The organism is Sphingobium sp. FG11, assembly GCF_057809915.1.
In genome coordinates this window covers 63,218-74,668 of the sequence record NZ_JBMDKW010000017.1, presented here as the reverse complement: position 1 = coordinate 74,668, position 11,451 = coordinate 63,218, and the positions used below count along the sequence as shown (strand labels likewise).

The window sequence follows — 11,451 nt, the reverse complement described above, 5'->3', positions numbered from 1 at the left end:
CGCCTTCTGGGCCTTGCCGTCGCACTGGCGCAGCGGGTGGCGGCGCGGGTCGGCGCGCTGCTGCTGTGCCTGTTTGCGGCGACATTGCGGTTCAATGCGCTGCCCGCCGCGCTGCCGGTCGCCTTCTGGGCCTTGCCGTCGCACTGGCGCAGCGGGTGGCGGCGCGGGTCGGCGAGCGCCGCGCTGCTGGCGCTGCCGCTGCTCGCGGCGATGCCGGTCGCGAACGCGCTGATCGGGGCGGAGCATAGCGATGTGTCGCTGTCGCTGGTGATCTTCGACCTTGGCGGGATGAGCGACCAGGCGGGCGTCGACCTGTTCCCGCCGGTCGGGGTGCGGGACGCCCTCGCGGTCAATCATCATTGCTACAACCCGGCCCGCTGGGACAGCTATAGCTGGTGGGTCGACGCGCCTTGCCCGATCGGTTTCGAAGCGGTGCGCGACGCCTTTCATGCGAGCCATCGCAGTCCCCTGCTCTGGTGGCTGTCCGCCGTGATCCATCATCCGGTCGCCTATATCCTACACCGGGCGCGGCACTGGAACATCAACGCCCGCTTCATCGTGCCGGACGAAGTCGAACGTCCGGTGCAGGTGCAGGCGCCGCCCAATGAGTGGGGTTTTGCCGTGACCCCCAACGGGCTGGTGCGCGGGGTGGATGCCGCGGCGCGGGCGACGTCGCATTCGCCGCTCGGCTGGCCTTGCGTGTGGATGGCGGCGCTGGCGGCGTTGCTGTGGCACAGGCGAAGGGCTTTGCGCTGCGATCTCATCACGATGCTGGCGCTGTCCGCGCTGCTGTACGGGCTGGGTTATGCGGCGGCGAGCGTGGCGTCGGAACTGCGTTATTATCTGTGGACCATGTGCGCGGGCGCGCTGGCGCTGGTCGGGGCGGTGTGCGAGCGGGCGGCCGTGCCGCGTCTTTCAGCGGTTCAGGTGGCGAAGGCGGCGGCGCTGCCGATCATCGTCGCGCTGATCTGCGTGGGCGCGCGGCTGGCCGGCTGAACATCCCTTTGCCATTGCGCGGCGCCCTGCTATCCCACCCGTAATGACCGATTTCCGCGACCCGTTCGACAGCATCAAGGACCATCCTTTCGACGCCGCCTTGTCGCAACGCTATCTCGTCTATGCGCTGTCCACGATCACCGCGCGATCGCTGCCGGACCTGCGCGACGGGCTGAAGCCTGTGCATCGGCGACTGTTGTGGGCGATGCGGCTGTTGAAAATGGAACCGGGCGGGGCAAGCCCCGATGTGCTGGTCGCCAATCCGGCGCGCAACACCACCGGATACAAGAAATGCGCGCGGGTCGTCGGCGACGTCATCGGCAAATATCACCCGCACGGCGATTCATCGGTCTACGACGCGATGGTTCGGCTGGCGCAGGACTTCTCGCTGCGCACGCCGCTGGTCGACGGGCAGGGCAATTTCGGCAATATCGACGGCGATAATGCGGCGGCGATGCGCTATACCGAGGCGCGGCTGACGCAGGCGGCGGCCGACCTGATGGCCGGGCTGGACGAGGGCACGGTCGATTTCCGCCCGACCTATAATGGCGAGGATGAGGAGCCGGAGGTATTCCCCGGCCTGTTCCCCAACCTGCTCGCCAATGGCGCGAGCGGCATCGCGGTCGGCATGGCGACCAGCATCCCGCCGCATAATGTCGCCGAGCTGATCGACGCCGCGACCCTGCTGATCGACGATCCGGAGGCCGATCACGCAGCGCTGATGGAGATCGTGAAGGGACCGGATTTCCCAACGGGCGGCGTGCTGGTGGACAGCGCGGCGGCGATTTCGGAAAGCTACGCCACCGGGCGCGGCGCGTTCCGCACGCGGGCGCGCTGGCACAAGGAAGAGGGCGGGCGTGGCACCTGGGTCGCGATCGTCACCCAGATACCGTTTCAGGTGCAGAAATCCAAGCTGATCGAACAGATCGCCGCGCTCATCAACGATCGCAAGCTGCCGATCCTGGCTGATGTGCGCGACGAGAGCGACGCCGAGATCCGCATCGTCATCGAGCCGCGCGCGCGCAATGTCGATCCCGACATGCTGATGGACAGCCTGTTCCGCCTGACCGATCTGGAAAACCGCTTTCCGCTCAATCTGAACGTGCTCGACGCCAGTCATACGCCGCGCGTGATGGGGCTGAAGCCGCTGCTGGTCGAATGGTTGCGGCACCAGATCGACGTGCTGGTGCGGCGGGCGCAGCACCGGCTGGACAAGATCGCGGCGCGGTTGGAACTGCTTGACGGTTACATCATCGCCTATCTCAATCTCGACCGGGTGATCGAGATCATCCGCACCGAGGACGAACCCAAGCTCGTGATGATGGAGGAGTTCCAGCTTAACGACCGTCAGGTCGAGGCGATCCTCAACATGCGGCTGCGGTCCCTGCGCAAGCTGGAGGAGATGGAACTGCGGCGCGAGCATGAGGAACTGACGAAGGAGCGGGACGAACTGCTCAAGCTGGTCGAAAGCCCGGCGCGGCAGCGCACCCGGTTGAAGCGCGACCTTGCCGACCTGCGCAAGCGCTATGGGCCGGACACCGCGCTCGGGCAGCGGCGCTCGCTGGTCGAGGAAGCGGGACCGGCGCGCGAAATTCCGCTGGAGGCGATGATCGAGCGCGAGCCGATTACGGTCATCCTGTCCGAACGCGGCTGGATCAGGGCGATGAGCGGGCATCGCGATCTGGCGGCGGCGGATACGCTGAAATTCAAGGAAGGCGACGGCCCGCAATATGCGTTTCATGCGCATACCACCGACAAGCTGCTGATGGCGACGGCCAGCGGCCGCATCTACACGCTGGGGGCGGACAAGCTGCCGGGCGGTCGCGGTTTTGGCGATCCGGTGCGGATGATGGTCGATATGGACGATCAGGGCGCGATCGTCGCGCTGCTGCCGGCGCGGGCCGGTGGGCAGTTGCTGCTCGCGGCGTCGGATGGTCGGGGCTTCATTGCCGACATGGCGGAGGTGACGGCGGAGACGCGCAAGGGCAAGCAGGTCGTCAATGTCCGCCCCGGCGCGAAGCTGAGCGTGGTCCATCCGGTCGCGCCGCAAGCTGACAGCGTTGCCGTGATCGGTGAAAATCGCAAGCTGCTGGTCTTTTCGCTGGAGGAAATGCCCCGCATGGCGCGCGGGCAGGGGGTGCAGATGCAGCGCTATGGCGGCGGCGGCCTTTCCGACGCGATTGCATTCCGGATGGCGGACGGAATCAGCTGGGCAATGGGCGGCGAAAGCGGCCGGACGCGCACCGAAGCGGATATGACGCCCTGGCGCGTCGCGCGCGGCGCCGCGGGGCGGATGCCGCCTACAGGTTTTCCGCGCGACAACCGTTTCTAAACACGTAAATTACGTTTCCGGAAAATTTACCTACGCCCGGTAGGACGAGGGCATGGAATCCATGTCGGTTCGAAGCGGGCCAGCCCAAGATGCGAGCTTTGACGCCCAAGAGGGGACCGGGGAGCCGCGTCCGGCGCAGGTGGAGACCATCCCCGACTGGCTGATGGCTCTGCCTTACGCCGCAGCGATCATTGTTCGTGAAAACAAAAGCTTGTTCATTCATCAGGCCAATGATGCTTTTTGTCGGCGGTTCGGCCAGCGCGCGGAGAATGAGCGATCGCCAGAGGTGCCCTGTCCGCAATTGAACGAGAGGATCGAGGCTTTCACCGCTGCCAATCGCGATTCGGACAGTTTCGAATTGCGCCGCGACGGCGCATTGGGACCGGAATATTTTCTGTGCACGATCGGCCGACTGCGCGGCACGCCGCAGCGGCCCGAACAATTTCTCATTACCGCGAACGACCGCACCAGCGAGCGCATGATCGAGAAGAATTTGCGGCGCGAGCTTTTGTCGGACGGGTTGACCGCGCTGCCCAATCGAACCGGCTTTGGCGAAGAGATTGACGACCGGCTCGCCAATTCCTCCTGGCCGGACAATGCCCGCTTCGGGATCATCGCGATCGACCTCAGCCGGTTCAGCCGGGTCAATGAATCGCTCGGACCCATGGCTGGCGACGAGTTGCTCATCACGGTGGCCAAGCGGCTGAAATCCAGCCTGCGCCAGGGCGATGTGCTGGCCCGGATCGGCGGCAATGATTTTGCAATTTTCGCGCGTTTGAACAATGGCTTGTCCGACGCTCTTCATATCGTGCAGCGGATTAGGGACGCGCTGGACCAGCCGGTGCGGTTGAGCGACCTGCAAATTCGGATCGACTGCGCGATTGGCTGCGCGATCGCGACCAGCCTGGCCGACGATCCCGACGATGTGGTTCGCAAGGCGCAGGCCGCCGTCAAGATCGCCAAGCGCAGCGGCAAGGTCGAAATCTATCGTAACGGCGTCCTCAAGGAAGCGCAGCGGCGCTTTTCGATCGAAAGCCGGTTGCGGGACGCGCTCGCGCACGGACATCTGACCCTGGCGTTCCAACCGCTGATCCACCTTCAGACCGGCGAAGTGACAGGATTCGAGGCGCTGGCGCGGTGGGACGATCCCGATTTGGGCAAGGTGCCGCCGGTGGAGTTCATCGCCGTGGCCGAGGAAAGCGGCCTCATCACCTCGCTCGGGCGCTGGGCCGCCTATGAGGCCGCGCAAACGCTCAGCCGCTGGGACGCGAAATTTGGCCAGCCGCTCCCGGTCGGGGTCAATGTGAACCTGTCGCCCATTCAGATGGCGCGCGACGATGTGGCGTCCATGTTTGAGGAGGCGCTGCGCTATTCGGGCATTAGCGGCAAGCGGCTGACGGCGGAAATCACCGAAAGCGCCATCGTCGCCGATCCCGACAAGGCGCGCAAATTGCTGGTCGCGCTCAAGGATTTGCAGATGCCGATCGCGATGGACGATTTCGGCACCGGCTATTCCAACCTGGCTAGCCTGCACAGCCTGCCGATCGACATATTGAAGATCGACCGCAGCTTCGTATCGTCGATGCTTCAGGATCGCGACAAGGCGGTGATCGTGCGGACCATCCTGTCGCTCGCCGAATCGCTGGGCCTGCATGTGACCGCCGAGGGGATCGAGACGCAGGAACTGGCGCATGCGCTTCAGTCCATGGGCTGTTGGCAGGGACAGGGCTATTATTTTGCCACGCCGATGAGCGAGACGGCGGCGTTCGATTATTGGCGCGCGCGCTGGAATTTCGAAACGATCTGATCGGCGATCGCCGCGACCCGGCTTTTGTCGGGAAAGCCTTCGGCGATCCAGCAATCCTGCACCTCGCCCAGCGCTTTGGCCACATCGGGACCGGGCGGCAGCCCGCGCGCGATGAGCGCGCCGCCGCTGATCGGCAAATGCGGGGGTGTCCATGAATCCAGAGCCGCGAGCGTCGCGACCTCCGCCGAACCGAGCAGCGCGCGGTCGATCGCGCCTTCGATGCCGATGCGATAGGCGAGCGCCTGAATCGGTGTCGGCTCCCCCGACGATTCGAGCGCGGTGACGAGGCGTTTGCGCGCCTTGTTCGACAATTTGAGCCGCGCGCCGACCTGACCGGCGATCCGCGCGTCGGGCGGCAGCAACGCGGCGAGGCGGCGAAGCGGGGCGTGGGGCACGCCTGCTTCCTGCTCGCGCGCGGTCAGCCGCTCCAGCCGCGCCAGACCCTGGTCGTCTATTTCGGGGAGTATCGGCTGCAAGATGCCGCCGCCGATCATCAGCCGCAACGTCGCCTGCGGACAAGGCAGAGCCAGCAGCTTGAGCAATTCGTCGGCGATCCGTTCACGGGAAAGCGCCATCAGGCTGTTGGCGGCGGCGCGGCAGGCGGTGAAGGCGATCGCATCGGGTTCGCCATCGCCATAGCGGGCGAGGAACCGGAAATAGCGCAGGATCCGCAGATGATCCTCCGCGATGCGGGCGTCGGCGTCGCCGATGAAGCGGACATGGCGCTGTGCAAGGTCGGCAAGGCCGCCGAAATAGTCCGTGATCGCGCCGGTCAGCGGATCGGCGAACAGGGCGTTGATGGTGAAGTCGCGCCGCGCCGCATCCTCGCGCCAGTCGTCGGTATAGGCGACGGTCGCGCGTCGCCCGTCGGTCTCGATATCGCGGCGCAGGGTGGTGATCTCCACCGGCCCGCCCGGCAGCACGGCCGTCACGGTGCCATGGGCGATGCCGGTCGGCACGGCCTTGATCCCCGCGCGTTCCAGCCGCTCGATCACCGATTGCGGCGTCAGCACCGTGGCGATGTCGAGATCATTGACCGGCAATCCTAGTAGCCCGTCGCGCACCGCGCCGCCGACGAAACGGGCCAGTCCTTCGCGCGCGCCGATCGCGTCGAACAGCGAGTCCAGCCCCGGCCGGTGACGCCACGGCGCGTCAGGCAAGCAGTCGGTCATGACCCAGCCGGTGCGAAAGATTGGCGAGGATGGCGGCGGTCACGCCCCAGATGCGACGATCCTGCCAGCGAATGTCGTAATAATGGCGGACGATCCCGTCCACGACCGCGCTGCGCTGTACCCGGTTTGCCGGGTCGAGGGCAAAGGCGAGCGGTACTTCGAACCAGTCGGCAACCTCGCTTTCCTGCGGCACCAGCGGCAGATCCGGCGGGATGACCCCCAGCACGGGAATGATGTCGAAGCCGGTGAAGGTGTGATAGCGATCGGATGTCCCGATGATGTCGACCATGTGGGGCAACAGGCCGATTTCTTCCTGCGCTTCGCGTAGCGCACCGGCAATCTCGTCGGCATCGCCGGGATCGACGCGACCGCCGGGGAAGGCGACCTGCCCCGCATGTTTGCGCAGCGCCGCCGAACGCTGGGTCAGGATCAGGCCCGGCTCCGCGCGATCCGTGATCGCCACCAGCACGGCGGCGGGGGCGAGCGGCGTGTCGTCCAAAAGGCGCGGGTCGCGCAGTTCGCCCGGCACCAGAATTTCCTCCCGCCGATGCCCCTCGATCAATGCTGCGCGCAGCCGCTCCGCCAGCGTCATGCCGACCCGTCCAGCGCGAAGAAGCGGCCATGGCTCCACAGCCCGACCGGCTCTGCGCCTTCGTCGAGCGCGAGGTTCATCAGTTCATAATAGACGCTGCGCCCCACCAGCGCCTCCAGCCCGCCACGGACATGGAGATAGGGATGTGGGCCGTCCGCGCCTTCCCGCACGGTAAGCGCATGGTCGGGACCCGCAGGCACGATGTCGCCGGTGTTGAGGCGGAAGGCGAGGGTGCGGTCGCGGCCTTCGCCCTCGCTCCGCAGCTCGACCGCGACGAAAGGCGCATCCTCGACTTCGATCGACAATTTTTCGACGGGGGTGACGAGAACGTAGCTACCATCCGCCTCGCGTCGCAGGATGGTGGAGAACAGCCGCACCATCGTCTCGCGCCCGATCGGCGACCCCTGATGAAACCATGTGCCGTCGCGCGCGATCCGCATCTCGCTGTCGCCGCAATGGTCGGGGTTCCATTTTTCGACGGGCGGCAGGCGCTTTTCGGCGACGAGGCGCGCTATGTCGGCCAGCGAGAGGGTGGCAAGGTCGGGGATCGGGTCCATCGGCATAAGGCGGAGATAGGATCGCCCGCGCCCGAAGGCAAAGGGGATTCAGACCGGCACGGTAATTCGGGGGCCAAGCATGCCCGCACCGCCGAGCGTCCGGCCATCGACCGACAGGGCCAGCAGGCGGCGCGGCTCGAACGGACCCGGCGCCGACCATTGGCCGGTGCCCTCGGCTGAAAAGCCCCAGAAGCGGCCATAATATTCCGGGTCGCCGATCATCATCAGCGGATCGCTCGCCTGCCGCCGCGCCGCCGTGACCACCGCGTCCATCAGCGCCCGGCCATGACCGCCGCGCTGGAGCGCCGGGGCGACGGCGACCGGCCCGACCATCACGAGCGGCAGGCGCGCGTCGTCAGCGCGATGCAGCGCCACCGGCCAGCTTTGCAGCGAGGCGACGAGCGCGCCATCCTCCGCGACAATGCCGAAGGAGAGGCTTGGGAGCCACGCCATGCCCGCCCGGATCAGATAGGCGGTCCGGCCATGACGATCCGCGCCGAACGCCGCGTCGAGCAGATGTTCGACCGCCTGTTCGGGCTGGGAATCGAGGGGCACTATCACTGACACGTCTTGCCGATCCGCCTGCAATGGCGCATGGACCGCGCCGGAAGCGGCGGGCTGTAGCGCCTGACCCGTGAAATGAAAAGCGCAGCGGCCCGGCGATCGATCGGACGAGCGTGCAACGATGGCGGATCGATGAACAGCGGACTGGACGACTTTCTGACCCTGGAGGTCAAGGACCTGCATGTCGATGTGCTGACCGGCATTTATTCGGAAGAAACGCATCTGCCGCAGCCGCTGCGTATCTCGATTCGCGCGCGGTTGAAGATTGCCGATCATTATGACCCGGCGACGCCGCTATCGCGCTCCAAAAATTACATGGACCTTAAGCATGCCGCCACGACCGCCTTGCCGCAGGGCCAGCATTTCACGCTGATCGAAGCGGTGGCGGACCATGTCATCGACACCATCTTCCTTCAGGACGACAAGGTGCTTCAGGTCGAGGTCAAGATCGTCAAGCTGGCGCTGAGCGAGCGCGGCGAGGAAATCGGCATCACCATGGGGCGCTGGCGGAAGTAGGCGCTTTACGCCTTATCCTTCCCGATCAGGCCGATCTGTGTCAGCCGCTCCGTCAGATAATCATGCGCCAGGATCGGCGGATCGCGGCGCGGATGTGCGGCATCGATGCATTGCGGCAGCGCGTCGATGAGAAAGTCGGGCCGCAGATGCAGGAAGAAGGGCATCGAATAGCGCGAAACGCCGCGCCGTTCGGGCGGCGGATTGACGACGCGGTGGCTGGTCGAGGGCAGGCGATGGTTGGTCAGGCGCTGGAGCATGTCGCCGACATTGATCGCCAGCGCGCCGGGCGGCGGGACCACCGGCAACCACTCGCCATTGCGATCCCGCAGTTCCAGCCCGCCTTCCTCCGCGCCGAGCAGCAGGGTGATGAGATTGATATCCTCATGCGCCCCCGCGCGGATGCCGGGCGCGTCGGGCGACACCGGGGGATAATGCAGCAGGCGCAGGATCGAATTGCCGTTGCGGGTTGGGGCGTCGAACCAGTCCCCGTCCAGCCCGAGATAGAGGGCGATGGCGGATAGCAGGCGCGCCCCCACGCGGTCGAACTCGGCGAAAAGAGCGGTGAAGGCGAGCCTGAATCCCTCCGGTTCGTCCGGCCAGACATTGGGCAGCATTGCGGTGGCCAGCGGATCGCCCCCAGGCAGATCGCGGCCGACATGCCAGAATTCCTTAAGGTCGTTTTCGCGCGCATCGCGAGCGATCTCGCGCCCGAACGCGGTATAGCCACGCTGGCCGCCATTGCCCGCGGCGTCATAGGACCGCTTCACATCGTCAGGCAGGGCGAAGAAGCGCCGGGCAAGCGACCATCCCTCGTCGATCAGTCGCTGGTTCATGCCATGATCGCGCACCATGGCGAAGCCGAACCGCTCGAACGATGCGCCCAGCGCGGCTGCAAACGCGCTCGCCGGCATCTCTGCCATCGACAGGATGGGGACTTTATCCAGAACCGACGGCGTCACATTTCCTCTCCCGATGATGGCCGAATGCGGCCGCGCTCTCCTTGATCGGGCCATCGCGCTGGGGCAAGGAGAGCGCATGAACTATTGGCTGATGAAATCGGAACCCGATGTCTTTTCCTATGACGACCTGGTCGCAAAGGGAAAGGCCGAATGGGACGGGGTGCGCAATCACGCCGCCCAACTCCACATGAAGGCGATGCGCAAGGGTGACCTCGCTTTCTTCTACCACAGCAATATCGGTGTCGAAGCTGTCGGCATCATGGAGATTGTCGAGGAAGCGGCGCAGGACAGCACCGACGAGAGCGGCAAATGGATCGCCGTCCATGTTGCGCCGCATGAAAAACTTGCCCAGCCGGTCACGCTCAAGGCAATGAAGGCAGATCCGGCGCTGGCGGAGATGGTGATGCTGCGACAGTCGCGGCTGTCCGTATCGCCGCTTTCGAAAGCGCAGTTCGACCATATCGTCGCCAAATCAAAGGCTTGAGCAGATCTTCCGGCGCGATTGCACAAAGCGCAATCATATCTCGCCACTTTGCGATTGTCGCTTTATCGCGGTGCAACATAAATGGTTCGCAACAGACGATAAGAGCTACAGAGGTGTTTGATCGGCATTCACAAGGAGAAACCCATGCGAATGCTGTCGAAGTTCATTGTCACCGGCGCCATCAGCGCCATCGCCGCCATCAGCCCCGCCCATGCCGAAGACGCCACCAAGCAGCGCTTCACGCACGAAGGCTATACCTATGTCTATGAAGTCCGTGACACCAAGACGGGTCAGCTGATTTCAGGCCGTCGCTATCCCGACGCGGTTGCTTTCAACCTGGCCGTCAAGAACGGTAAGGTTTCGGGCGTTTCCGGCGGCAAGGCGGTCGCCTTCCCGGTCGAGGCAGCGCGCGGCGCTTCTGCCGAATAATCGGCCGTTTCGCGATTAAAAGGGCGGTCCTCGCAGGAGGGCCGCCCTTTTTCGTTGTGGAGCCGTCAGCGGCAGCGGCGGCTGCCGCCACGGTCGATCTCACGGCCCAGCAGTGCGCCGCCGGCCGCGCCCAGGATCGTGCCGGTGGCCCGGTCGCCACGCGTGTCGATCGCCCGACCGACCAGCGCGCCACCGACGCCCCCGACGATCAATCCGGTCGTGCCGTTCGAGCGGCGGCAATAGGTGCGGCCGTCATTGCCGCGCCATTCCTTGTAGCGATGATGTTTACGCGCCTGCGCTCCTTCGATCGGCACCGCCATGGATGCGGGCACGGCCAGCGAAATGGCAACGAGGGCAAGGATTGATTTACGCATGATATCTCCTCCGATAGCGTATTGCGTGGTTGAACCCCCTTAAGTTGATCGAAGTTGCATGAACCTGAGGCAACGGATCAACTTATTGATTTTAAAAATATATTTTTTGGATGTGTGGCGATGGACGGAATCGGGCAGGACGCGCGGGCGATGATCGAGGCGCTGGACCTGTCGCCGCATCCCGAAGGCGGCTGGTACAGGGAGACCTGGCGCGCCGCTCCGGCGCCGGATGGCCGCGCTGCCGGCACGGCGATCCTGTTCCTGCTCGAAGCGCATCAGCGATCGCACTGGCACCGGGTGGATGGCGACGAATATTGGTTCTGGCATGGCGGCGCGCCGTTGACGCTGTCGATGGCGGAGGAGGGGGGCGTGACGCGCCATGTCCGGCTGGGCATGGATGTCGCTGCCGGAGAACGGCCCCAGGCGCTGGTGCCTGCTCATGCATGGCAGGCCGCCGCGCCGACCGGGGGTTGGGCGCTGGTGGGATGCACGGTGGTTCCGGGCTTCGAATTTGCCAGTTTCACGCTGGCTCCGGCGGGCTGGGCGCCACCCGATTAGCGGCGTTTGCGGCCCGCAAACTTATCCACAATTTTATCCACAGCTTTGATGGGCAAAGGTCATCGAAGTGACCGATTTCGCTTTGCGCGACTCGCCGATGGTGAGACCATC

Annotated in this window: 13 protein-coding genes; 7 read left to right on the top strand and 6 right to left on the bottom strand. The window is 65.2% G+C overall.

Annotation, left to right across the window (positions count from 1 at the left end; all coding sequences use genetic code 11):
- The 3 genes from ACODSN_RS14025 to ACODSN_RS14015 all read left to right on the top strand — a co-directional run.
- Window positions 1-996, top strand: a 996-nt coding sequence (locus ACODSN_RS14025; protein ID WP_489056107.1) for a hypothetical protein, incomplete at its 5' end; no start/stop codon positions are given.
- Window positions 997-1,039: 43 nt separating this feature from the next.
- Window positions 1,040-3,328 (top strand): DNA topoisomerase IV subunit A, encoded by a 2,289-nt coding sequence (parC, locus tag ACODSN_RS14020; protein ID WP_489056106.1) that lies wholly within the window; start codon window positions 1,040-1,042, stop codon window positions 3,326-3,328.
- 52 nt (window positions 3,329-3,380) lie between these two features.
- Entirely contained in the window at window positions 3,381-5,135 is a 1,755-nt protein-coding gene (locus ACODSN_RS14015; RefSeq protein WP_489056105.1) for a putative bifunctional diguanylate cyclase/phosphodiesterase, read from the top strand.
- On the opposite strand, the gene ACODSN_RS14010 is transcribed toward ACODSN_RS14015, so the two are convergent.
- The 4 genes from ACODSN_RS14010 to ACODSN_RS13995 are packed head-to-tail and all read right to left on the bottom strand — an operon-like array spanning window position 5,099 to window position 8,017.
- Window positions 5,099-6,307 (bottom strand): CCA tRNA nucleotidyltransferase, encoded by a 1,209-nt coding sequence (locus tag ACODSN_RS14010; RefSeq protein WP_489056104.1) that lies wholly within the window; start codon window positions 6,305-6,307, stop codon window positions 5,099-5,101. The genes ACODSN_RS14015 and ACODSN_RS14010 overlap by 37 nt on opposite strands.
- The gene (locus ACODSN_RS14005; protein ID WP_489056103.1) at window positions 6,288-6,899 is read right to left on the bottom strand and encodes a CoA pyrophosphatase; all 612 of its coding nucleotides are present in this window, start codon (window positions 6,897-6,899) and stop codon (window positions 6,288-6,290) included. Before ACODSN_RS14005 ends, ACODSN_RS14010 begins: the two co-directional genes overlap by 20 nt.
- On the bottom strand, window positions 6,896-7,462 hold the full coding sequence (locus ACODSN_RS14000; protein ID WP_489056102.1) for a DUF1285 domain-containing protein: 567 nt from the start codon (window positions 7,460-7,462) through the stop codon (window positions 6,896-6,898). Before ACODSN_RS14000 ends, ACODSN_RS14005 begins: the two co-directional genes overlap by 4 nt.
- Before the next feature lie 42 nt (window positions 7,463-7,504).
- The gene (locus tag ACODSN_RS13995; protein WP_489056101.1) at window positions 7,505-8,017 is read right to left on the bottom strand and encodes a GNAT family N-acetyltransferase; all 513 of its coding nucleotides are present in this window, start codon (window positions 8,015-8,017) and stop codon (window positions 7,505-7,507) included.
- A gap of 135 nt (window positions 8,018-8,152) precedes the next feature.
- Here ACODSN_RS13995 and ACODSN_RS13990 point away from each other — a divergent pair, with 135 nt between their 5' ends.
- Window positions 8,153-8,536, top strand: coding sequence for a dihydroneopterin aldolase (locus ACODSN_RS13990; protein ID WP_489056111.1), 384 nt, complete (start codon window positions 8,153-8,155; stop codon window positions 8,534-8,536).
- Window positions 8,537-8,541: 5 nt separating this feature from the next.
- Here ACODSN_RS13990 and ACODSN_RS13985 read toward each other — a convergent pair whose 3' ends face one another.
- On the bottom strand, window positions 8,542-9,495 hold the full coding sequence (locus ACODSN_RS13985) for an isopenicillin N synthase family dioxygenase (protein ID WP_489056100.1): 954 nt from the start codon (window positions 9,493-9,495) through the stop codon (window positions 8,542-8,544).
- Between the two features lie 76 nt (window positions 9,496-9,571).
- Here ACODSN_RS13985 and ACODSN_RS13980 point away from each other — a divergent pair, with 76 nt between their 5' ends.
- Together ACODSN_RS13980 and ACODSN_RS13975 are read left to right on the top strand one after the other, a co-directional pair.
- Window positions 9,572-9,979 (top strand): EVE domain-containing protein, encoded by a 408-nt coding sequence (locus tag ACODSN_RS13980; RefSeq protein ID WP_489056099.1) that lies wholly within the window; start codon window positions 9,572-9,574, stop codon window positions 9,977-9,979.
- Between the two features lie 150 nt (window positions 9,980-10,129).
- Window positions 10,130-10,408 (top strand): hypothetical protein, encoded by a 279-nt coding sequence (locus ACODSN_RS13975; protein WP_489056110.1) that lies wholly within the window; start codon window positions 10,130-10,132, stop codon window positions 10,406-10,408.
- Window positions 10,409-10,473: 65 nt separating this feature from the next.
- Here ACODSN_RS13975 and ACODSN_RS13970 read toward each other — a convergent pair whose 3' ends face one another.
- Entirely contained in the window at window positions 10,474-10,782 is a 309-nt protein-coding gene (locus tag ACODSN_RS13970; protein WP_489056098.1) for a glycine zipper 2TM domain-containing protein, read from the bottom strand.
- 120 nt (window positions 10,783-10,902) lie between these two features.
- Here ACODSN_RS13970 and ACODSN_RS13965 point away from each other — a divergent pair, with 120 nt between their 5' ends.
- Window positions 10,903-11,340, top strand: coding sequence for a cupin domain-containing protein (locus tag ACODSN_RS13965; protein WP_489056097.1), 438 nt, complete (start codon window positions 10,903-10,905; stop codon window positions 11,338-11,340).
- Window positions 11,341-11,451 lie beyond the last annotated feature (111 nt).